Source organism: Streptacidiphilus rugosus AM-16 (assembly GCF_000744655.1).
In the GTDB taxonomy this organism is placed as follows: Bacteria; Actinomycetota; Actinomycetes; order Streptomycetales; family Streptomycetaceae; genus Streptacidiphilus; species Streptacidiphilus rugosus.
The window spans coordinates 5,625,824-5,648,788 of sequence record NZ_JQMJ01000004.1 but is presented as its reverse complement, the minus strand read 5'-3'; the positions used below and the strand labels follow the sequence as shown (position 1 = coordinate 5,648,788).

The following is a 22,965-nucleotide window of genomic DNA, read 5'->3' as shown; positions in this document are numbered from 1 at the left end:
CTGTATCCCATCGGCGGTGGCCTGAAACGGCGCTCAGGAGGCGTCGGGGACGATCCAGCCGCGCCACGCGGCCTTGGCTCCTGCCTCGAAGAGGGAGCGCGCGCCGAGGCGTTCCAGCAGGTCGGTCGCGATGCGTCGGGCGGTGCGGGTGGAGACGCCCAGCCGGCGGGCGGAGGACTCGTACGTGTGACCCTGCGCGAGCAGGGTCAGCACGGCGTGCTCCTGCGGGGTGAGGCCGTGCTCGTTCTGGGGAGCGGGCGTGCCGAGCGGGCGGGCCGCCGCCCAGGTGCTCTCGAACAGCGCCACCAGCATGGTCAGCGGGCCCTGACTGGTCAGCACCACGGCGGCTGCGGCCGTGTCGTCGCTGGTGACCGGGATGACCGCGGTGGCCCGATCGAAGATCACCATCCGGGTGGGCAGCGTCGCCACCACCCGGATCTCACCGCCCTGGGAGGCCAGCCAGTCGGCGTGCTCGATGGTCGGCTGATGGTTCGCCACACTGTCGAGGCAGATCGACCGCAGCCTGATCCCGCGGTCCAGCATCTCCTGGTCGAGCGGCTGCGAGGCCCGAAGATTCTCCTCGGTCTGCGGCCCGTCCGGCGCGAAGATCATCACCTCACGCCGGGCCTCGGCGGAAAGGCCGGCGAGCCGGACCCTGATCCGGTCCAGACCCTGGAGGTGCTCGACGCCCGCGGTCGCGGTCGTCGGACTCAGAGCGGTGTACTGCGAGACCAGTTGGGCCGCCTGGGCGCGGGCGCGGGTCAGCTTCTCCTGCTGGGCCGCGAGCTGTGCCTGCTGGTGGGCGAACAGGACGTCCATGGCCAGATCCGGGGGCATCGCCCGCAGTGTGGAGGCGTCCTCAGGATCCGGGTGGACCAGGGCGAGCTCGCTCAGGCTGTCCAGCCCGGCGCGGACCTGTTCGACGGAGAGTCCGGACGAGGCTGCCACGGCTTGGATCCCCGCGCCGGGTTGTGCCAGGAGCGCGCGGTAGACCGCGTCGGCGAAGACGTCCAGACCCAACGCGCCGATCATGAACTCCCCCTTGCGTTCGCTGCTGACCTCAGCGAGGTTCGCGACCGTACTGAATGATCAGGCCGCGACTCGACCGTGGTCAACCCGGATCCAGGAGCGAGGCCACATCAGTCCAAGGACCCTTGTGGCCAGCGGTGATTCGTGTCGGGGTGGCTGATTTGCGCCCATAGTGATCCAGCGTGTTCCTCGTTCACGCTTTTCTGCGCTCACCGCCTCCCGGCAGCCTCGCGCTGCCGGCCGAGACGCCGCGCTGGGTGCTGTGCTGCGCCGCCGACGGCGACCGCATCGAGCATGTGACCCTGCATCCGGCCGCTCGCCCCGATCCCGTGGTCGGTCTCTACCTCTCCACGCGCGGCTTGTTCGAGGCCGAACGGCAGGCGGCCTGGCTGCTGGAACGGACGCTGCGCCGCCACCGTGAGCTGCTGGGCTGGGACCTGGTGCGGGCCGAGGCTCCGCTGATGCGACCGGAAGCGCTCTGGGGCGAGTCCCTGGACAGATGAGTCCAGGGACGGATGTGTCCAGCCTGTCTCCCTGTTCCGGAGTCGGCACGTCCACCAGTGTGATCACCGCCGGTCGGGAGCACCCCGAGGGAAGGAACGCGAGCAGCGGACCGTCGACCCGGCATCGCCACCGTCCAGCTACGGGCATCAGCCGAGGAGTAGGTCATGCTTCGCTCGCTCCAGTTCCGCCGCCTCGCCGCCGTCGTGCTCGCCCTCGTCGCCGTCACCGCGGGCGCGGTGTCGTCGGCCGACACCGCACCCGCGCCGAGGCCGCAGGTCAGCGCGGACGTGGACGCCACGCCGACTCCGACGACCACTCCGGATGTCGGCACCGGCTGGCAGTGAGCCCACCGCTCGTCCCTGCATGACGTCAGGCGTTCCGCACCGGGACCGCCACCCACCACCCACAGCTGGTCGGCTCCGGGGCAGTCGTGCTGCCCCGGGTCGGCTTCTCGTGCTGCGCGCGTCACCGGGACCGATGCCCGAGGACGTGTCACAGACGTCGTTTCCCACACACCGAGGAGATTGATCCGTGTTCTCACGGCAGTTCGCGGGCGGGCTGATAAGCCCGCCGGTGACCAGACGGGCGGCGGTCGCGGTGACCGCCGCCCTGGTCGCGTCGATGGTCGCGACCATCGCCCCCGCCGAGGCGGCGCCCGCCAAGGCCGGCAAGTCGGCGGTCGTGCCGGTGGCGTCGCGACCCGACGCCTACGCGGCGATGATGGCGGCGAAGAAGCAGAAGAGCCCGGTGGAGGTGCTGGACTACCGCACCGACGCGTCGCAGACCTTCGCCAACCCCGACGGCACCTTCTCCTACAACGCCTTCGCGCAACCCAAGTGGGTCAAGCAGAAGGGCGCGTGGAAGGACCTGGACGCCACGCTCGTCCGGGCGAAGAACGGAACCTGGTCCCCGGCGACGGCGGAGTCCTCGCTGGTGCTGTCCGGCGGTGGCACCGGTGCGCTGGCGACGATGACGGTCGACGGCAAGCAACTCGGCCTGACGTGGCCGACCGCGCTGCCGAAGCCGACGGCCTCGGGTGCCACGCTCACGTACGCGAACGTGCTGCCGTCCGGGGTGGACCTGCAGGTCACCGCGACGGTGGCGGGCGGGGTCGAGGAGACCCTGGTCATCAAGAACGCCACCGCGGCGGCCGACCCCGGCCTGGCCGACCTGACCCAGGCCGTCAGCGCCAGTAACGGCACGACCGTCAGCGCCGACGCGGGCGGCAACCTGAGTGACACCAGTGGCGGCCGCCTGCTGGTCAACTCGCCTGCCCCGGTCATGTGGGACTCGGCCACCACCGCCGGTACCACCACGACTGCGGCGGCCGCGGGCGCGCACGCCGCGCAGGCGGCGACCGTGCCGCAGCCGGCCACGCACTCGTCCGCGCGCACGGCGGGCAACCACGCGCACCAGGCGCGGGTGAAGGCCAGCTTCAAGAACCACAAGCTGCACCTGAGCGCGGACGCCTCGCTGCTGTCGGCGAAGACCACGGTCTTCCCGGTCTTCGAGGACCCGGCCTTCGTGCCGCACCCGACCTCGGGCGCGACGATGAACTGGGACGAGGTCCAGCAGGCCTACCCGACCACCTCGAACTACGACGCCGCCCCCGGTACCGGGCTCGCGGTCGGCTACCAGGGCTTCTCCTCACCGACGGGCATCGAGCGCACCTACTACCAGGTCGCCATCCCGTCCAGCATCTGGGGCAGCACGGTCATCAGCGCCTCGCTGAACGCGACCGAGACCTACTCGGCCAGCTGCGCCACGACCAGCTACTCCATCCAGGGCTGGTCCACCAACGGCATCAGCTCCAGCACGAACTGGAACAACGCCCCGGCGAAGGTCACCCAGCAGGGATCGGCCAACTTCGGGCCGGCCTGCAGCGGCAACGTGGGGGGCAGCTTCAACTGGCTCAACCAGGTCACCTCGGCCGCCGCCGGGCACTGGACGAACGTCACGTTCGTGCTGCTCAACTCCAGTGAGACCAACGACGTCCAGTTCAAGCGCTTCGCGGACAACCCGTCGCTCTCGATCACCTACAACAACCCGCCGGCCACCCCGGCGAACCTCTCGGTGAGCCCGAGCAACGTCGTGGGTTCGACCACGTACACCTCGACCGGCACGCCGACCCTGTCCGCGTCCGCGACGGACGCCAACAGCGACACGGTGCAGTACGGCTACCAGATCCTCTCTGGAAGCACGGTCAAGGCCTCCGGCACCACTGCCTTTGTGAACTCCGGTTCTGCCGCCACCTGGAAGCCGACCACGGCACTCGCCGACGGCGCGTACACCTGGCAGGTGAGGGCGTACGACGGACACGACTACTCGGCGTGGACCGCCGCCAAGGCGTTCACCATCGACACCAGCACCCCGACCGCGCCGACCGTGTCCTGCACCAACTACCCCTCCGGTCAGTGGACCGCGTCCACGGCGAGCACCACCTGCACCCTGACCGACACGGCGACGGACGTGTACGGCTACGAGTGGCAGCTCGACGGCGGCAGCTACGACTTCGCCACCGGTTCGACCGGCAGCGTCACCTTCACTCCGGGGAACGGCTGGCACTCGCTGCGGGTCACCGCACACAGCAACGCCGGCGTCGCCAGCGCGCCGACCTACTACCAGTTCGGCGTGGGCACCGGCGGCCTGGACCAGCCGACCGCCCAGTCCTCCAGCTCGAACACCTTCAACCTCTCTGCGTCCAGCTCCTACGGCATCGGCTCGAGCACGACCTTCCAGTACCGCCTCGGCACCAGTGGCGCCTTCACCACGGTCCCCGTCTCCGACGTCACCAACAACGGGACCACGCTGACCTCGTGGCCGGTCGCGGACGCCAACGAGGTATTCGGCGGCACCGCGCACTCGTACAGCCCCACGCTGGTGTGGAACGCGGCGCACACGATCAACGACGACGGCCTCGTCCAGATCGAGGCGGTGGTGACCAACGGCTCGAACAGCTACACCACCCCGCCGACCACGGTCACCCTGGACCGCCTGGGTACCGGCACCGACTTCGGCACCACCCAGATCGGCCCGGTCACCGTGGGCCTGCAATCGGGTAACGCCGCGGTCAGCGCCACCGACGTGAACATCGCGTCCTACGGTTCCGGCCTCAGCGTCGCGCGTACCTTCAACTCGCTCAAGCCGACCGTCAACACCGGCTTCGGCCCCGGCTGGAACGCGTCGCTCCCTGTTGCCGGGACCAGCGCCTCCTGGGCGTCGATCACCGACGACGGCAGCTACGCGCTGCTCACCGGCAGGGACGGCTCCACGCTGACCTTCGCCGCGGGCACCGCGAGCAACGGCACCACCCCCTACACGGGTCAGGGCGAGGCCGCGGCCGACGGTCTGACGCTGTCGAAGGGATCGGCCGGCTTCACCCTGACCGACACCACCGGAACCCAGGTCACCTTCGTCCTGCCCACCGGCGGAGTCGGCGGCCTGTACCTGCCGTCCACGGTCACCCAGCCCGGCTCGGGCAAGTCGACCGGATTCGTCTACGACCCGAACAGCGGCGCCACGCAGGGCAAGCTGATGCTCATGGTCGCGCCCGACGCGGCGACCAGCGCCCCGAACACCACGGCGTGCCCCTACCCGGCCACCTCCGCCTCCTGGGCGGTCGGCTGCCGCGGTCTGCAGTTCGCCTACGACGGCACCACAGGCAACATCTCCGAGATCGACTTCCTGACCTCGGACGGCACCACCCTCACCAAGACTCCGGTCGCCGACTACACCTACGACTCGACCGGTCGTCTCAAGTACGAGTGGGACCCGCGCATCACCACCCCGCTCAAGGCCATGTACCTGTACGACGAGACGCAGAGCGACTCCGACTACGGCCGCATCTCCTCCGTCTACCCGGCCCAGGACCGCGGCCAGCCCGCCAACGTGCTCCAGCCGTGGCAGCTCGCCTACGACTACAACGCCTCCGACGCGAACTACGGCAAGCTCGTCTCGGTCACGCGCACCCACAACGCCACCAACGGCGGCGGCAGCGCCAAGACCGTCATCGCCTACAGCGTGCCGCTCACGATCGCCGCAGGCGGCCCTGCGGACATGGACTCGAACACCGTGGCCACCTGGGGTCAGGAGGACGTGCCGACCTCGGCCGTCGCGGTCTTCCCGGCCGACCACGCTCCGTCCGGCACGATCACGGACTGGACCTACGCCCAGATCCTGTACTTCGACGCGCAGGGCCGTCAGGTGAACACCGCCACGTACAACGGCGGCTGGAACATCTCCACCACCGAGCACGACCAGTTCGGCAACACCGTCCGCGAACTGACCGCCGCCAACCGGGCCACCGCCCTGGCCGCCGGCACCCAGTCCGCCGCCGTCGCGGCCCAGCTCGACACCCAGGTCCTCTACAGCTCCGACGGGACCGAGCTGACCGACACCTACGGGCCGGCCCACCAGGCCTTGGCCGCGGGGGCCATCCAGACCGTCCGTGACCACACCCACAACGTCTACGACCAGGGCGCGCCCAACGGCGACAAGGACGCCAACGGCAACCCCTACCAGTTGGTGACCACCGTCACCGTCGGTGCCAGCATCGGCAGTTCGGTGACCGGCGGCAGCGACGTCGACGTCCGCACCACCCAGAACGTCTACAACGACGGCACCGACAACATCGGCTGGACCCTGCACAACCCGCTCCAGACCATCACCGACCCGGGCACCGGAAAGCTCGACATCACCAAGGCCGTCGCCTTCAACGAGGACTCCTCGCTCTACGGCGGCGAACCGCTGCAGACCTCCAGCAGCCAGCCCAGTGACAGCGGGGGCGCCGGGGTCGGAACGACCAGGACCGTCTACTACACGGCGGGCTCCAACAGCGCCGACTCGGCCTGTGGCAACCAGCCGGCCTGGACCGACCTGGTCTGCAAGACCGAGCCCGCCGCACAGCCCGTCACCACCGGACTCGCCGGCCTGCCGGTCGTCCAGTACACCTACAACACCTACCTCGAGCCGGTCACCAAGACGGACTCGTACACCGCCGCCGACGGCACCTCGGCCGTGCGCACCACCACCGTCACCTACGACGCCGCCGGCCGTCAGATCAAGAACGTGATCGGCACGACCGGCACGGGCATGGGCGCGGCCGTCGCGCCGACCCAGACCGTCTACGACCCGACCACCGGCCTGACCACCGACAGCCAGAGTCTGGACGGATCCGGCAACGTCAGCGCCGACCTGAGGACCACCTACGACGACTGGGGCCAGACCAGCACCTACACCGACGCGAACAGCCGCACCACCAGCTTCGGTTACAGCCTCGCCGGTGCCCTGACCAGTCGCAGCTCCGGCGGCAACACGACCACGCTGACCTACGACGAGGGAAGCGACCACAGCGACCACGTCACCTCGGAGACGGACACCCTCGCCGGGACCTTCACCGCCTCCTACAACCCCGACGGCCGCCTGGCCCAGGAGGCGTACCCGGGTGGCACCACCGGCACGTACGGCTACGACGCCACGGGCACCGCGACCGGACTGACCTACGCCAACAGCCAGTGGGCCGGATCGCTCAGCGACTCCGTCACGCTGAACAGCGCGGACGACTGGGCGGCGCGGACGGTTCTGGGCAGCAGCCAGGCCTACACCTACGACGCCAACGACAGGCTCGCCACCGTCGCCGACACCCAGGCAGGACAGTGCACCACCCGTAGCTACAGCTACGACGCCGACTCCAACCGGACGGCCCGGACCACGGGCGCACCGGCCACGGACGGCTCCTGCCAGACCACGTCGACGACCTCGCAGTCCCACGCCTACGACGCCGCCGACCGGATCACCGACGCCGGCTACACCTACGACACCCTGGGGGACATCACCACCACGCCGGCGGTCGACGCCGGCGGAACGGGCGCCCTGACCGCCTCCTACTACGACAACGGGCTCGTCGCCTCCCAGAGCCAGGCCGGCGACACCGTGAGCTACCAGCTCGACCCGCAGGGGGAGCGCTTCGGGTCCTCCACGGACAGCGTCACCGGCGTCACCACGACCGACTACTACGCCGACGACAGCGACAACCCGTTCCTCACGACGGCCTCGGACGGCACCTCGACCCGGAACGTGACCGCCTTCGGTTCGCTCGCGGCCGAGGTCTCCGGCGCCGGCACCACGCTGCAACTCGTCGATCTCCACGGCGACGTGATGGCGGCCGAGGTCGCCGGGACGAGCGATCTGGGCCCGACGGCGACGTACACCTACACCGAGTTCGGCGCCCAGGAGACCGCCGCCGCATCCACGTACGGCTGGCTCGGTGGTGCGCAGCGGGCTTCGACCCCGCTCGGCGGCACCATCCTGATGGGCGTCCGGGTCTACAACCCGAACACGGGCCGCTTCAACCAGGTGGACCCGGTCAGCGGCGGCAACGCCAACCCGTACGACTACGTGTACCAGAACCCGCTCACCAACTTCGACATCGATGGCAAGTGGTGCGGCTGGAACTGGAAGTGTTACGTCAAGGGTGCCGTCCGCTGGGCGCTCATGGTCGCCTTCAACGCAGTTGCGGGCGTCGTCCTGGCCCTCTGCACCGGAGAGACCGGCGGGCTGTGCGGGACTCTCTTCGGCTACCTGTTCTGGCACGCGGCGACGGCGGCTGCCGTCGCGGTCTTCGATCTCTGGATGAGCTCGGGGCACCACGGGTTCTGGGACTACGTGTACACCGGGGTGGAGGCGTTCGTCATAGGACTCTTCACCGCCGGATTCACCCGCTGGATTCCCGTTGCGATCCGCCGACAGGTGTCCAACGCTCTCTGGAGCAGGGTCGCCGGCCTCGTGTTGGCACTCTCCAGGTACCTGTAGGCGTCCCCGCCGTAGCCTCACCCGGGGCTACGGCGGTCGCCCGACAAGGGCCGGGGTCCGTCCAGCCAAGGGGTGGGCGGACCCCGCCACACGTGCAACGTTACGAGAGGACCTTGAATGAGGAGTTCGGTGTCCAAGCGGCCGCTCCTGATCTTCTGCGGCTACGTCGCGGTGATCATCGTGATCGCGAAACTTCCCGGCTGGCTCTCGCACCACGTCTTCTGGCTTCTGGCGGCCTGCCTGGGCACGGTGTGGCTGGTGGGGGAGACCGTCCGATGGGTCCGGCGGCGCGGTGCCTCGACGAAGGCGGAGCAGGGGCCGGAGGGCAGGAGCTGAGCGACCGTGCCTCTCATGTCCAAATCCGCGCAGGTCACCCCGTCCGTCACAGGCGATCGATAACCTGTGAGGCATGGCTGACCCGTCCACCTACCGTCCCGCCCCCGGGCAGATTCCGGATTCGCCCGGGGTCTACAAGTTCCGGGACGCGCACTCCCGTGTGATCTACGTCGGGAAGGCCAAGAGCCTGCGGCAGCGGCTCGCCAACTACTTCCAGGACCTGGCGAGCCTGCACCCGCGCACCAGGACGATGGTCACCACGGCCGCGTCCGTCGAGTGGACCGTGGTCGGCACCGAGGTCGAGGCGCTGCAGCTGGAGTACAGCTGGATCAAGGAGTTCGACCCGCGGTTCAACGTCAAGTACCGCGACGACAAGAGCTACCCCTCCCTCGCCGTCACGCTCAACGAGGAGTTCCCCCGGGTCCAGGTGATGCGCGGGCCCAAGAAGAAGGGCGTGCGCTACTTCGGTCCCTACGGCCATGCCTGGGCGATCCGCGAGACCGTCGACCTGATGCTGCGCGTCTTCCCGGTCCGCACCTGCTCCTCCGGGGTGTTCAAGCGGGCCGAGCAGATCGGCCGGCCCTGCCTGCTCGGATACATCGGCAAGTGCTCCGCGCCCTGCGTCGGGCGCGTCAGCGCCGAGGAGCACCGCGAGCTCGCCGAGGAGTTCTGCGACTTCATGGCCGGCCACGCGGGCGCGTACCTGAAGCGGCTGGAGACGCAGATGCGCGAGGCCGCCGCCGAGATGGAGTACGAGAAGGCCGGTCGCCTGCGCGACGACATAGAGGCGTTGAAGCGCGCCATGGAGAAGAACGCCGTCGTCCTCGGCGACGGCACCGACGCCGACCTCCTCGCGTTCGCGCAGGACGAGCTGGAGGCGGCCGTCCAGATCTTCCACGTGCGCGGCGGCCGGGTGCGCGGGCAGCGCGGCTGGGTGACCGACAAGGTCGAGCAGGTCGACACCGCCGGACTGGTCGAGCACGCGCTGCTGCAGCTGTACGGCGAGGAGAGCGGCGAGGGCGTGCCGCGCGAGGTGCTGGTGCCCGCGCTGCCGGAGCCCGTCGAGCCGGTGCTGGCGTGGCTCGCCGAGCGGCGCGGCAGCAAGGTCGACCTGCGGGTGCCCCAGCGCGGCGACAAGCGCGAGCTGATGGCCACGGTCGAGCGCAACGCGCTCCAGGCGTTGGCGCTGCACAAGACCAAGCGCGCCGCCGACCTCACCACCCGCAGCGTCGCGCTCCAGGAGATCGCCGACGCGCTCGGGCTGGAGAGCGCGCCGCTGCGGATCGAGTGCTACGACATCTCCCACCTGCAGGGCCAGGACGTGGTCGCGTCCATGGTCGTCTTCGAGGACGGGCTGGCCCGCAAGAGCGAGTACCGGCGCTTCGCGATCAAGGGTTTCGAGGGCCAGGACGACGTCCGCTCCATGCGCGAGGTGATCACCCGCCGCTTCCGGCACCAGGAGAGCGCCCCGCTCAAGGACGAGGAGACCGGCAAGGCCAGGCGTTTCGCCTACCCGCCGCAGCTGATCGTCGTCGACGGCGGGCAGCCGCAGGTGGCCGCGGCACAGCAGGCGCTGATGGAGCTCGGCGTCAACGACGTCGCCCTGTGCGGGCTCGCGAAGCGGCTGGAGGAGGTCTGGCTTCCGGAGGAGGACGACCCGGTTGTGCTTCCGCGTTCGAGCGAGGGGCTCTACCTTCTCCAGCGGGTCCGCGACGAGGCGCACCGCTTCGCGATCACCTACCAGCGCCAGAAGCGGGCCAAGCGTGCGACAAGCAGCGCCCTCGACACTGTTCCGGGGCTCGGGGAGACCCGCAGGCAGGCGCTGATCAAGCACTTCGGCTCGCTGAAGAAGCTGAAAGCGGCGACGATCGAGGAGATCTGCGAGGTTCCGGGGGTCGGCCGACGCACGGCGGAGGCCGTTGCCGCGGCGTTGGCCTCGCGTACACCGACCGCTCCGGCGGTCAACATGGCGACGGGGGAGATTATGGAAGAGTCAGCAGGACCAGTCACTCGAGAGAGTGACATCGGGAAGCCGCAGACGACCGCGAGCGTTGTTTGTACTGATGCGACCGAAAGCGGGGAGTAGAAGTGAGCACGCCTGAAAGGCGAACCGAAGCAGCAGCCCCGGAGCCGGGCGACGCGCTGCACGGGACGCACGAGGCCGCCGGGCCGAAGGAGCCGCAGGAGACCTCCGAGGTGCCGGAGCTCGTGATCATCTCCGGCATGTCCGGCGCCGGTCGCAGCACCGCCGCCAAGTGTCTGGAGGACCTCGGCTGGTTCGTCGTCGACAACCTGCCGCCCGCCCTCATACCGACCATGGTCGACCTCGGCGCCCGCTCCCAGGGTGCGGTGGCCCGGATAAGCGCCGTCGTCGACGTCCGCGGCCGCAGCTTCTTCGACGACCTGCGCACCGCCCTGGACGATCTGGAGAAGGGCGGCGTCCGGCTTCGCGTGGTCTTCCTGGAGGCCTCCGACGACGCCCTGGTCCGTCGCTTCGAGAACGTCCGCCGCCCGCACCCGCTCCAAGGCGAAGGCCGGATCGTGGACGGCATCGAGCGCGAGCGCGAGCTGCTGCGCGAGCTGCGCGGCGAGGCCGATCTGGTGATCGACACCTCCAACCTCAACGTCCACGAACTGCGCGCCAAGATGGACGCGCACTTCGCCGACGAGGCCGAGCCCGAGCTGCGGGCCACGGTGATGTCCTTCGGCTTCAAGTACGGCCTGCCGGTCGACGCCGACCTGGTCGTGGACTGCCGGTTCCTGCCGAACCCGCACTGGGTCCCGGAGCTGCGCGCCCACACCGGCACGGACGAGGAGGTGGCCCGGTACGTGTTCGACCAGCCGGGCGCCAAGGAGTTCCTCAACGGCTACGCCGAGCTGCTGCGGATCGTCACCGAGGGGTACCGCCGCGAGGGCAAGCGCTATATGACGATTGCCGTAGGCTGCACCGGAGGAAAGCACCGCAGTGTGGCGATGTCGGAACGGCTGGCGAAGCGCCTGATCGCCGACGGCCTGGAAACGGTGCTGGTCCACCGGGACATGGGGCGTGAATAAGAGGCACGGACGCGGATGACGTCCGGGCGCCTCACGGAACGATAGGGGCGCGGGTGGCGGGATCCTACAGCGGTTCGTCCGGCGGCTCGGGCGGACCGTTCCGGCAGTCGCGACGCCGAGGCAGGCGGGCACCGCGGATCGTCGCCCTGGGCGGCGGCCGCGGCCTCTCCGCCTCGCTCTCGGCGCTGCGCCGGCTCACCGGCGAGCTCACCGCCGTGGTCACCGTCGCCGACGACGGCGGCTCCAGCGGTCGGCTGCGGGACGAGCTCGGCGTGCTGCCGCCGGGGGATCTGCGCAAGGCCCTGGCCGCGCTCTGCGGCGACGACGAGTGGGGCCGGACCTGGTCCGAGGTGATCCAGCACCGTTTCCAGAGCGACGGCGAACTGCACGGTCACGCCGTCGGCAACCTGCTGATCGTCGCGCTCTGGGAGAAGCTGGGCGACCCGGTCGCCGCGCTGGAGTGGGTCGGCCGGCTGCTGGGCGCGCACGGGCGGGTGCTGCCGATGTCGGCGGTCCCGCTGCACATCGAGGCGACCGTGCGCGGCCTGAACCCGGAGCTCCCGCAGGAGCTGAGCCTGGTCAGGGGCCAGGCGGAGGTGGCCGTGACACCGGGTACCGTGGAAGCGATCAGGCTGCTGCCCGAGGACCCGCCCGCGGTGCCGGAGGCGGTGGCGGCGGTGCACGCCGCGGACTGGGTGGTCCTCGGCCCCGGATCTTGGTTCACCAGCGTGCTTCCGCATCTGATGGTCCCTCAGCTGCGTGACGCGGTGAGCACGACCCAGGCCCGCAAGGTCCTCGCGCTCAACCTGGTCGCCCAGCCGGGGGAGACGGAGGGCTTCTCGCCGCAGCGGCACCTGGAGGTCTTCCTGGAGCACGCCCGCGGCGTCGAGTTGGACTTCGTGCTGGCGGACGCCGACGCCGTCGGCGCCGCCACCGACATCGAGGCGCTCCGCGAGGCGGCCAAGCGCCTCGGCGCCGAACTGGTGCTGGCACCCGTCGCGGCCGGTGACGGCGCGCGACACGACCCGGAGCTTCTGGCCGCAGCGTACGACCGGATCTTCAGAACGCATGGAAGGATCGCGCCATGGCGATGACGGCAGCTGTGAAGGACGAAATCAGTCGGCTTCCCGTCACCCGGGCTTGCTGCCGCAAGGCGGAGGTGTCGGCGATCCTGCGCTTCGCGGGCGGTCTGCACATTGTGAGCGGACGCATCGTGATCGAGGCGGAACTCGACACCGGAGTCGCGGCGAGGCGGCTGCGCAAGGACCTGCTGGAGATCTTCGGACACTCCTCGGACCTGGTGGTGATGGCCCCCGGCGGGCTGCGCCGAGGCAGCCGGTACGTGGTGCGGGTGGTCAAGGACGGCGATCTGCTGGCCCGGCAGACGGGGCTGGTGGACGGGCGCGGACGCCCGATCCGGGGTCTCCCCCCGGCGGTGGTCTCCGGTGCCACCTGTGACGCGGAGGCCGCGTGGCGTGGCGCGTTCCTGGCGCACGGCTCGCTCACCGAGCCCGGACGGTCCTCCTCCCTGGAGATCACCTGCCCCGGCTCGGAGGCGGCCCTGGCCCTGGTCGGCGCGGCGCGCAGGCTCGGCATCCCCGCGAAGGCGCGGGAGGTCCGCGGCGTGGACCGGGTGGTCATCCGTGACGGCGATGCGATCGGCGCGCTGTTGACGCGCCTGGGCGCGCACGAGTCGGTGCTGGCCTGGGAGGAGCGCCGGATGCGCCGCGAGGTGCGGGCCACGGCGAACCGGCTGGCCAACTTCGACGACGCGAACCTGCGGCGTTCCGCGCGGGCCGCGGTCGCGGCGGGCGCGCGGGTGCAGCGGGCGCTGGAGATCCTCGGCGAGGAGGTCCCCGAGCACCTGGCTGCCGCCGGCCGGCTGCGGATGGAGCACAAGCAGGCCTCCCTGGAGGAGCTGGGCTCGCTCGCCGACCCGCCGCTCACGAAGGACGCGGTGGCCGGCCGGATCCGGCGCCTGCTGGCGATGGCCGACAAGCGGGCGATTGAGCTGGGCATGCCGAACACGGAGCAGAGCCTCACCGAGGAAATGGTCGTCGGCTGATCGTTCCGGCAGCCGGGACGTTGCAGTACGCACAGGGGCGCGGGGAACCCCGCGCCCCTGTGCGTGCTGCGACTCACCCGCCGTCGCGCCCCTCGTCGTGCAACTGGATGTACTGCCAAAGGTCCTCTTAGTACAGGTCCGTCGGATGTGCTCTTCGCCACCCGGCGGAGGTAGGGTCTTAAGCGGTCGGGGACATCCCATTCCAGCTCGTCGGCCGTAGGCCGGCGTACCAGCGAGGAGATCGGTTCGTGACGATCCGGGTAGGCATCAACGGTTTTGGCCGTATCGGCCGCAACTACTTCCGTGCGATCGCGTCCCAGGGCGCCGACATCGAGATTGTCGGTGTCAATGACCTGACCGACACCAAGACCCTGGCGCACCTGCTCAAGTACGACTCGACCCTGGGCACCTTCCAGGCCGAGGTCACCCACACCGACGACAGCATCACCGTCGACGGCAAGACCTTCAAGGTCACCGCCGAGCGCGACCCCGCCGCGCTCCCGTGGGGCGAGCTGGGCGCCGACATCGTGATCGAGTCCACCGGCATCTTCACCAAGGCCGAGGGTGCGAAGAAGCACCTGGCCGCGGGTGCCAAGAAGGTCCTCATCTCGGCTCCGGCCACCGACGAGGACATCACCATCGTCATGGGCGTCAACGACGACAAGCTCGACGTGGCCAGCCACACCGTCATCTCGAACGCCTCCTGCACGACCAACTGCGTCGCGCCGATGGCGAAGGTGCTGAACGAGGCGTTCGGCATCGTCACGGGCTTCATGACCACGGTGCATGCCTACACGAACGACCAGGTCACCCTGGACTTCCCGCACAAGGACCTGCGCCGCGCCCGCGCCGCCGCCCTGAGCATCATCCCGACCTCCACCGGTGCCGCCAAGGCCACCGCGCTGGTGCTGCCGGAGCTCAAGGGCAAGCTCGACGGCACCTCGCTGCGCGTCCCGGTCCCGACCGGCTCCATCACCGACCTGGTGGTCACCCTCTCCCGTGAGGTCACCAAGGACGAGGTCAACGCGGCCTTCCAGAAGGCCGCGCAGGGCAGCCTGAAGGGCATCCTCCACTACAACGAGGACCCGATCGTCTCCCGCGACATCGTCAACTCGCCGTTCTCCTGCATCTTCGACGCGCCCCTGACCATGGTCCAGGGCAACCAGGTGAAGGTGTTCGGCTGGTACGACAACGAGTGGGGATACTCGAACCGTCTCGTCGACCTGACCGCCCTGGTCGGCGGCCAGCTCTGACGAGTTGGCACAAGCACGTGTGAGCAGGCAGGGTCCGGACGTGTCGTCCGGACCCTGTCCGTGTCGCATCCCACCTCGCTCGCCTCACCAGATGAAGTGGCCTGTCCACCCGAAAAGGGAAGTACTCGCATCATGCAGACCATCGACGACCTGATCGCCGGCCCGGGAGTCGCCGGCAAGCGCGTCTTCGTCCGCGCCGATCTCAACGTGCCCATGTCGGACGGTGTGATCACCGACGACGGCCGCATCCGCGCCGTCCTGCCGACGGTGAAGAAGCTGGTCGAGGCCGACGCCAAGGTGATCGTCGCCTCGCACCTGGGCCGCCCGAAGGGCGCGCCGGACCCGGCGTTCTCGCTGCTCCAGGCCGCCGAGCGGCTGGCCGAGCTGCTGGGCAGCCCGGTCGCCTTCGCCGACGACACCGTGGGTCCGGCCGCCCACGCCGCCGTGGACGGGCTGGAGCCCGGCCAGGTGGCCGTCATCGAGAACCTCCGCTTCAACGCGGGGGAGACCAGCAAGGACGACGCCGAGCGCGGCGAGTTCGCCGACCGGCTGGCCGCCCTGGCCGACCTCTACGTCGGCGACGGCTTCGGTGCGGTGCACCGCAAGCACGCCTCCGTCTACGACCTGCCGGCCCGGCTGCCGCACGCGGTGGGCCTGCTGATCGGCACCGAGGTGGGCGTGCTCAAGCGCCTCACCGAGGACGTCGAGCGCCCCTACGTCGTGGTGCTCGGCGGAGCCAAGGTCTCCGACAAGCTCGCCGTGATCGACAACCTGCTCGGCAAGGCCGACCGGATCCTGGTCGGCGGCGGCATGATGTTCACCTTCCTCGCGGCCCAGGGCCACGAGGTCGGCAGCTCGCTGTTGCAGGAGGACCAGATCCCGGTCGTCCGGGAGTACCTGGCCCGCGCCGAGCGCGAGGGCGTGGAGTTCGTGCTGCCCGTCGACGCGCGCGTATCCGGCAGCTTCCCCGACCTCAAGGCCAAGGCCCCGGTCGAGGACGTCGAGGTCGTCGGCGTGGACGCCATGCCCGCGGGCAAGATGGGCCTGGACGTCGGCCCGAAGACCGAGGAGCTGTTCGCGGCCAAGCTGGCGGACGCGAAGACGGTCTTCTGGAACGGCCCGATGGGCGTCTTCGAGCACCCGGCCTTCGCCGACGGCACCCGCGCCGTGGCGCAGGGCCTGCTCGACTCGGACGCGTTCACCGTCGTCGGCGGCGGCGACTCGGCCGCGGCCGTGCGCCTGCTGGGCTTCGACGAGACCAAGTTCGGACACATCTCGACGGGTGGCGGCGCCAGCCTCGAGTACCTCGAAGGCAAGACCCTGCCCGGCCTCGCCGCACTGGAGAAGTGAGTACCACTGACATGACCGACGTTCGCAAGCCGCTCATGGCCGGCAACTGGAAGATGAACCTCAACCACCTCGAGGCCATCGCCCACACCCAGAAGCTCGCCTTCGCGCTCACCGACAAGGACTACGACGCGGTCGAGGTCGCGGTCCTCGCGCCCTTCACCGACCTGCGTTCGGTGCAGACCCTGATCGACGGCGACAAGCTGAAGATCAAGTACGGCTCCCAGGACATCTCCGCGCAGGACTCCGGCGCGTACACGGGCGAGATCTCCGGCCCGATGCTGTCCAAGCTGAAGTGCACCTACGCCGTGATCGGCCACTCGGAGCGCCGCCAGTACCACGGCGAGAACGAGGAGATCGTCAACGGCAAGGTCAAGGCCGCGTTCAGGAACGGCATCGTGCCGATCCTCTGCGTCGGCGAGGGCCTGGACGTCCGCAAGGCCGGCAACCAGGTCTCCTACACCCTGGCCCAGCTCGACGGCGCGCTCGTCGAGGTCTCCGCCGAGGACGTCGAGAAGATCGTCGTCGCCTACGAGCCCGTCTGGGCGATCGGCACCGGCGAGGTGGCCACCCCCGAGGACGCGCAGGAGGTCTGCGGCGCGATCCGGGTGCGGCTGGCCGAGCTGTACTCGCAGGAGGTCGCGGACAAGGTGCGCGTTCTCTACGGCGGCTCGGTGAAGGGCAGCAACGCGGCCGGGATCATGGCCAAGCCCGACGTGGACGGCGCGCTGATCGGCGGCGCCTCGCTGGACCCGGAGGAGTTCGTCCGGATCGTCCGTTACCGGGACCAGGGCGTTTCCTGATCGCCTCCGACCGCTTCGGTCGGAGCTGTCCAGCGCAGCTGTTTCCCCGTAGGCTGTCGCACGCCTAAGGTGGTAGGGCCCGGCACCCCGTGGTGCTGGGCCTTACTGCTCGCTGACACTCACCTGAAAGATTGGTCCGGCTGTGATCCTCGGCTTCTCTATCGCGTTGATCTTCTTCAGCGTGATGATGATCATTCTGGTCCTGCTCCACAAGGGCAAGGGCGGCGGCCTCTCCGACATGTTCGGTGGTGGTATGTCCTCCACGGGTGGCGGTTCCGCGGTCGCCGAGCGCAACCTCGACCGCATCACCATCTTCATGGGCGTGGGCTGGTTCGCCTGCATCATCATCCTGTCGCTCCTGATGAAGGCCAAGAACGGCTGACATCGCAGGTCAGCGGGACGCTGTCAGGAGTTCTGACGGAGCGTCGCCTCCGCGCCTATCATGGTGACGGTCGTCACCGATGGGGGTGTGGGGCGACGCTTATGCGTTCCGTACACTAGGACGACCTTCGCCCGGGCGGAGTCCGACCGGGTCGGTCGCAGTACCGCACCATCACGCAGGGAGTCAGACCGTGGCAAGTGGCAACGCCATCCGTGGCAGCAGGGTCGGGGCAGGCCCGATGGGTGAGGCCGAGCGCGGCGAGTCCGCTCCGCGCCTGCGCATCTCCTTCTGGTGCGCCAACGGGCACGAGACGAAGCCGAGCTTCGCGTCGGACGCGCAGATCCCCGAGACCTGGGACTGCCCGCGCTGCGGGTTCCCCGCAGGGCAGGACGAGGAGAACCCGCCGGCCCCGCCGCGGACCGAGCCCTACAAGACCCACCTCGCCTACGTCCGCGAGCGCCGCAGCGACGCCGACGGCGAGGCGATCCTCGCCGAGGCCCTCGCCAAGCTCCGCGGCGAGATCTGAGCTTCGCCGCCCAGTTGCACCGCCTCCAGGGGCGCGAGGAACTGCGCGAGCAACCACCCTGTACGGACGGCCCTTTACGTTGAGGGCCATCCCCCCTGTGGGTGGCTTGTCGCGCCGTTCCTCGCGCCCCTGGGGCGTTTCCGGGGACGGCTTTCGCGGTGGGGTGTCGCGCCCGTGTGCCGGAGGCGCAGATCGGCAGAGTCTCGCGCCCCTGGGGCGTTTCCGGGCGGGCTCCGCGGTGGCACCATGGCGTCATGAGTCCACGGGGACGCGAGGACGCCGAAGAGCCCAGCTCCGGCTGGACGTTCGCCAGGAACCTCCGCCTGCTCCGCCTGCTCCGCCGGCCGCCGTTGCTCCTGCTGGTCCTTGCGGTGACGGTCCCTCTCGCGGCGGGCGGCGTCATCCTGCTGCCGGAGACGTGGCAGTCGCTTCCGGCCACCGTGATCGGCGTTCCGTTGCTGTCCTGGATCATCCGCCGCGCCCAGAACCCCCCTCGGACGGAGTCCTCGGCGGACGTCACCCCCGGTCGGGAAACCGCGGGATGACGTGTTCTCCCCACTGCCGGATGGTCTCCAGGCAGGCCTCCTGGGGAACCGTGCCCATTTGGACGAGGCAGATGACCTCGTCCACGCCGATGGCGGCGAGCTGCTCCACGTAGGCCAGGGCAGTCGCGGCGTCGCCGTAGGCGTGGTCGACGTTGAAGGTGCCGGTCGCGCTGGGACGGACCGGGACCCGGGACTCGTGGAGTTCGGCGACCAACCGCCGTTCGTGGGTGGCCATCACCGCCGCGTGGTCCTCGTCGGGGGCGTCCTCGGCGGGTTCCGGGCCGCCCCCGTACCAGTGGGCGATGGACTCGGCGAAGAAGCGCTGGCCCCGGGTGCCGATCCGGTAGGCCTCCGCCGCGTCGTCGAGGACGATCGTCGGGCAGAGCGCCGCGAAGTGGTCGTTGACCTCGGTGGAGACCAGGCGGGAGCCGTCGCGTGAGGCCAGGGCGGCGTCGTAGACCGCCCGCATCTCGCGGACGTCCTGCGCGCCGGCGAAGCCCAGGACCAGGGCTCCCACGCCGTACTCCGCCGCGGTGCGCAGCGTGTCGTGCTTGCTGCAGGCCATGAACAGGGGCGGGTGCGGCAGTTGGGCGGGGCGGGGGAGGACCGCGCCGGGGCCGATGTCGAGGGAGCCGTGCCATTCGAACTGTTCCTTGCACCAGGCCGCCGCGATGATCCGCAGGGCCTCCTCGACCTGAGGGTAGGTGTCCTCGGCGCGCACGCCGAACATGGCCATCTCCTGGGCCGTCGCGCCGCGGCCCGCCCCGACGTCGACCCGGCCGCCCGACAGGGCGTCCAGCATCGCGCTGCGCTCGGCCACGCGCAGCGGATGCTGGTAGCCGAAGGGCATGGTGACGACGCCGTGGCCGATCCTGATCCGCGAGGTGCGCGCGGCGACCCAGGTCAGGAAGATCTCCGAGGCGCTCATGTGCGCGTAGCGGAGCAGGGAGTGGTGCTCCACCGCCCAGACGCGGTCGAAGCCGACGGCCTCGGCCAGGACCGCCTGCTCGACGCTGTCGTGGAGCAGGGCGTGCTCGCGTTCGGGGGTGGGGTGGGCGAGTTGCGCCTCGAAGATCATGGAGAACTTCACGGGTTGCCTCCGACCTGACGTCTCCGCCTCCGATATGCCTAACAGGTATATGACTAGCAGTCATATCCGAAGAACGGAAGGCGTCTTGTCGGAGCACGTACACTGCCGGGATGAACCCTCTGCCGATCACCAGCTGGGCGGTGCTGGGGCTGCTGTCCTTCGGGCGGGAGCTCTCCGGCTACGACCTCAAGAAGTGGGCGGACCAGAGTCTGGGCTTCTTCTACTGGAGCCCCTCCTACAGTCAGATCTACAGCGAGCTCAGACGGCTGGAGTCGTGCGGGTACACCGCCTCCGAGGAGGTGGCCGGGGACATCCGCGCCAAGCGGCTGTACCGGATCACGCCGGCCGGCGAGGACGCGCTGCGCGCCTGGGCGCGGGAGACGCCGGTCGAGCCGGTCGTGCTGAAGCACGGGCCGATGCTGCGTCTGTGGCTGGGGCACCTCCAGGAGTCCGAGCGGCTGCGGGAGTTGCTGGTGGCGCAGCGGGCGGCCGCGGAGAAGCGCCGGGCCGAGGCGGAGGCCGACGTGGCGGCCGCCGCGGGGACGCCGGAGTGGACGTTCCCCGCGCTGACCCTGCGCTGGGCGGTGCGGTACTACACCGACGAGCGGGACCGGATCGACGCCATGCTCGCCGATCTGGCCCACATCACCCAGCCGCCGTCCGATCACTGAGCAGGGGTCGACGGGTCCGACGAGTCATCAGAAGGAGGCCCCCGCCATGGCGGTGGACGGTCGCAGTGTCGCGGTGATCGGCGAGGCGCTGGTCGATCTCGTCTGGCCCAACGGGGCCACGACGCTCAGCGCCCACGCCGGGGGCAGCCCCGCGAACGTCGCGCTCGGGCTGCGGCGGCTGGACCGGCCGGTCACCCTGCTGACCAGCTGGGGCGAGGACGCCCCCGGGGGCCTGGTCGCGGAGCACCTCGCCGCCGCCGGACTGCGGGTGCGCCGCGCGCCCGACGCCTCGGGGCGGACGATGATCGCGCTGGCCCACCTCGACCCGGGGACGGGCGCTGCCGACTACGACTTCCTCACCGCCTGGGATCCGGTCGCGTTCCCGCTGGAGCCCGAGGTCACCCTGCTGCACACCGGTTCCCTCGCGGTCGTGATCGAGCCGGGCGCGACCCTCGTCGCGGAGACCTGCGCCGCCTTCCGTGGCGAGCCCGGCCGCGCGGTCTCGGTCGACCTCAACGTCCGCCCCGCCGTCCAGCCGGACCGGGACGCCTACCGCGCCGCCGCCGCGCGGGTCGTGGAGGCGGCGGACGTGGTCAAGGCCAGCGACGAGGACCTGACCTGGCTCTGGCCCGACCGCACCCCGGAGGAGGCGGCCCGCGGCCTGCTCACGCTCGGCCCGCGCCTGGTCGTGCTGACGAGGGGCGGCGCCGGTGCGCTGGCGCTCACCGCCGGGCACCGGGCGGAGATCCCGGCGCCGCGGGTCGCCGTCGTGGACACCATCGGTGCGGGCGACGCCTTCCAGTCGTCGTTGCTGGACGGCCTCTTCGACGCGGCGGGGATCCGGCTGCCGGAGAGCGCCGACGAGCTGACGGCGCTGCTGCGGCGCTGCGTGGTGGCGGGCGCGCTGGCCTGCACCCGCCCCGGCGCGCAGCCGCCGACCCGTGCCGAGCTGGCGGCGGCGCTCGCTCAGTCCTGAGGCCGGCCGGCGGTGGCAGACGCGGCGGTGACGAGCTGCGGCCCGGCGGGGTGCTCGCCCGTGCCGACGGCGGCGACCAGGCTGGGCCGCCGGGCCTGGAGCCGGCGACGGCGCCAGGCGAGCGGCAGGTACAGCAGGGTCGAGCCGCCGACGACGTAGAGGCAGTAGGTGACGGCCTGGGTGCCGCTGTCCACGTACTGGTTCCAGGCGGCCCACGCGCAGACCCCGAGCAGGCTCAGCGTGATCGCCGACAGCGAGAACCAGCCGCCGGGAATCCGGTAGGGGCGCTCCAGCTCGGGCTCGCGGATCCGCAGCGCGATCAGCGCGGCGACCTGGAGCAGCAGGCTGATGTTGGTCAGGAAGACGTCCACGATGATCAGGTTGCTGAAGCTGCTGAGGCAGAACAGCGCGTAGATCACCGAGGAGCCGATGATCGACACCAGCGGGACCTGCCGCCGGGCGCTCTTCTTGGCCACCCAGCCGGGGAAGTAGCCGTCCTCGGCGAGCACGAAGGGCAGCCGCGCGTTGGAGGCCAGCAGCGCGGAGAACATCGCCACCGAGGCGAACATGCCGCCGATGGTGACCGTCCACTGCAGCCACGGCCCGGCCAGCGCCTTGGCCACGTCCGAGAAGGAGCCGCTGTCCCAGTTCGCCCATCCGGCGTGGCCGTCCCTGCCCACGGCCAGGGAGGCGAGGGAGGGGAGCAGATAGCCGATCGCGATCAGCACGACCGAGACGCCGAGCGCCTTGGGCAGGTGCTTGCGCGGGTTCTCCATCTCACCGGCGACGGTCGAGACGCTGTCCCAGCCGCTGTAGTTCCACATGGCCAGGAAGAGCCCGGCGCCGAAGGCGTTCCAGGTGGACTGGTCCGGGCCGGTGGTGAACTGGCCGACCGGGTCGGCGCCGTGGCCGATCAGGTGGGCGAACCCGACGACGCTGAGCAGCAGCATCGGTGTGAGGCAGATGATCGCGAAGACCACCGAGGAGTCGCCGACCCAGGCCGCGCCGAGCAGGTTCACCAGGGTGAAGACGACGATGACCGCCAGGCAGATGAACCAGTTCAGGTCGAACTGGAAGCTGCCCAGGCTGAACAGCACGTGCTTGCCCGGCGCGACGGCGGCGGCCATGCTCTGCAGGTAGCTGGTGAAGAGGACCGGGTAGACCGCCATGTCGACAAAGCTGCAGACCCAGCGCAGTACGCCCTGCTGGAAGCCCCAGAAGGTGCCGAGACCGCGGCGGACCCAGTGGTAGAAGCCGCCGTCGACGGGGATGGCGGTGCCGAGCTCGGCGCAGACCAGGGCGTGCGGGATGCTGTAGATGAGCGGGGTGACCACGATCAGCAGCAGGCCCATGCCGGGCCCCGAGGTGGAGAAGAGCCCCTCGATGCCGTAGGCGCCGCCGGAGACGCTGAAGAAGATGAGCGCCACCAGGGGCATCAGCTTCACCCGGCGCGGGGCGGTCTGTCTCTGCACGGCCGGGACAGCGGCGGTCGGCGGCATTCCCACCCCGATCTACAAGCGGAACGATCATCTCCGGGGATCCGGAGTCACTTGAGTCTCGGTGTTTCCGCAGCT

19 protein-coding genes are annotated in these 22,965 nt (G+C 70.3%); 16 read left to right on the top strand and 3 right to left on the bottom strand.

Annotation, left to right across the window (positions count from 1 at the left end; all coding sequences use genetic code 11):
• Window positions 1–33: 33 nt before the first annotated feature.
• Window positions 34–1,032, bottom strand: coding sequence for a LuxR C-terminal-related transcriptional regulator (locus BS83_RS34785; RefSeq protein WP_037607340.1), 999 nt, complete (start codon window positions 1,030–1,032; stop codon window positions 34–36).
• A gap of 179 nt (window positions 1,033–1,211) precedes the next feature.
• Here BS83_RS34785 and BS83_RS34780 point away from each other — a divergent pair, with 179 nt between their 5' ends.
• The 14 genes from BS83_RS34780 to BS83_RS34715 all read left to right on the top strand — a co-directional run bounded on the left by BS83_RS34780 (window position 1,212) and on the right by BS83_RS34715 (window position 18,654).
• Complete coding sequence (locus BS83_RS34780; protein ID WP_051944550.1) at window positions 1,212–1,532, top strand: hypothetical protein; 321 nt, start codon at window positions 1,212–1,214, stop codon at window positions 1,530–1,532.
• 165 nt (window positions 1,533–1,697) lie between these two features.
• Window positions 1,698–1,877, top strand: coding sequence for a hypothetical protein (locus BS83_RS34775; protein WP_037607339.1), 180 nt, complete (start codon window positions 1,698–1,700; stop codon window positions 1,875–1,877).
• A 187-nt stretch (window positions 1,878–2,064) separates the two neighbouring features.
• Window positions 2,065–8,343, top strand: a complete 6,279-nt coding sequence (locus tag BS83_RS34770; RefSeq protein ID WP_037607338.1) for an RHS repeat-associated core domain-containing protein — start codon at window positions 2,065–2,067, stop codon at window positions 8,341–8,343.
• A gap of 129 nt (window positions 8,344–8,472) precedes the next feature.
• Window positions 8,473–8,679, top strand: a complete 207-nt coding sequence (locus tag BS83_RS34765; protein WP_037607337.1) for a hypothetical protein — start codon at window positions 8,473–8,475, stop codon at window positions 8,677–8,679.
• Window positions 8,680–8,752: 73 nt separating this feature from the next.
• Window positions 8,753–10,765, top strand: a complete 2,013-nt coding sequence (gene uvrC, locus BS83_RS34760) for an excinuclease ABC subunit UvrC (protein WP_051944549.1) — start codon at window positions 8,753–8,755, stop codon at window positions 10,763–10,765.
• 56 nt (window positions 10,766–10,821) lie between these two features.
• A complete protein-coding gene (gene rapZ, locus BS83_RS34755) occupies window positions 10,822–11,733 on the top strand; it encodes an RNase adapter RapZ (protein ID WP_051945739.1) in 912 nt (303 codons plus the stop codon).
• 53 nt (window positions 11,734–11,786) lie between these two features.
• On the top strand, window positions 11,787–12,827 hold the full coding sequence (locus BS83_RS34750; RefSeq protein ID WP_051944548.1) for a gluconeogenesis factor YvcK family protein: 1,041 nt from the start codon (window positions 11,787–11,789) through the stop codon (window positions 12,825–12,827).
• Window positions 12,818–13,798 (top strand): DNA-binding protein WhiA, encoded by a 981-nt coding sequence (whiA, locus tag BS83_RS34745; RefSeq protein WP_037607335.1) that lies wholly within the window; start codon window positions 12,818–12,820, stop codon window positions 13,796–13,798. Before BS83_RS34750 ends, whiA begins: the two co-directional genes overlap by 10 nt.
• A gap of 248 nt (window positions 13,799–14,046) precedes the next feature.
• Window positions 14,047–15,051: a type I glyceraldehyde-3-phosphate dehydrogenase gene (gap, locus tag BS83_RS34740; RefSeq protein ID WP_037607334.1), complete on the top strand. Its 1,005-nt coding sequence runs from the start codon at window positions 14,047–14,049 to the stop codon at window positions 15,049–15,051.
• Window positions 15,052–15,183: 132 nt separating this feature from the next.
• Window positions 15,184–16,401: a phosphoglycerate kinase gene (locus BS83_RS34735; protein ID WP_037607333.1), complete on the top strand. Its 1,218-nt coding sequence runs from the start codon at window positions 15,184–15,186 to the stop codon at window positions 16,399–16,401.
• 11 nt (window positions 16,402–16,412) lie between these two features.
• Window positions 16,413–17,201 carry a triose-phosphate isomerase gene (tpiA, locus tag BS83_RS34730; protein WP_037607332.1) on the top strand — a complete coding sequence of 263 codons (789 nt, stop codon included), beginning with the start codon at window positions 16,413–16,415 and terminating at the stop codon, window positions 17,199–17,201.
• Window positions 17,202–17,343: 142 nt separating this feature from the next.
• Window positions 17,344–17,583, top strand: coding sequence for a preprotein translocase subunit SecG (gene secG, locus BS83_RS34725; RefSeq protein WP_037607331.1), 240 nt, complete (start codon window positions 17,344–17,346; stop codon window positions 17,581–17,583).
• 190 nt (window positions 17,584–17,773) lie between these two features.
• A complete protein-coding gene (locus tag BS83_RS34720) occupies window positions 17,774–18,109 on the top strand; it encodes an RNA polymerase-binding protein RbpA (protein WP_084714586.1) in 336 nt (111 codons plus the stop codon).
• A gap of 254 nt (window positions 18,110–18,363) precedes the next feature.
• The gene (locus tag BS83_RS34715) at window positions 18,364–18,654 is read left to right on the top strand and encodes a hypothetical protein (RefSeq protein ID WP_037607329.1); all 291 of its coding nucleotides are present in this window, start codon (window positions 18,364–18,366) and stop codon (window positions 18,652–18,654) included.
• On the opposite strand, the gene BS83_RS34710 is transcribed toward BS83_RS34715, so the two are convergent.
• On the bottom strand, window positions 18,626–19,744 hold the full coding sequence (locus BS83_RS34710; protein WP_037607327.1) for an LLM class flavin-dependent oxidoreductase: 1,119 nt from the start codon (window positions 19,742–19,744) through the stop codon (window positions 18,626–18,628). The genes BS83_RS34715 and BS83_RS34710 overlap by 29 nt on opposite strands.
• 110 nt (window positions 19,745–19,854) lie before the next feature.
• Here BS83_RS34710 and BS83_RS34705 point away from each other — a divergent pair, with 110 nt between their 5' ends.
• A complete protein-coding gene (locus BS83_RS34705) occupies window positions 19,855–20,415 on the top strand; it encodes a PadR family transcriptional regulator (RefSeq protein ID WP_037607325.1) in 561 nt (186 codons plus the stop codon).
• A gap of 46 nt (window positions 20,416–20,461) precedes the next feature.
• Window positions 20,462–21,391, top strand: a complete 930-nt coding sequence (locus BS83_RS34700) for a PfkB family carbohydrate kinase (RefSeq protein ID WP_051944547.1) — start codon at window positions 20,462–20,464, stop codon at window positions 21,389–21,391.
• On the opposite strand, the gene BS83_RS34695 is transcribed toward BS83_RS34700, so the two are convergent.
• Window positions 21,382–22,863, bottom strand: a complete 1,482-nt coding sequence (locus BS83_RS34695; protein ID WP_232248597.1) for an APC family permease — start codon at window positions 22,861–22,863, stop codon at window positions 21,382–21,384. The genes BS83_RS34700 and BS83_RS34695 overlap by 10 nt on opposite strands.
• Between the last annotated feature and the right edge of the window lie 102 nt (window positions 22,864–22,965).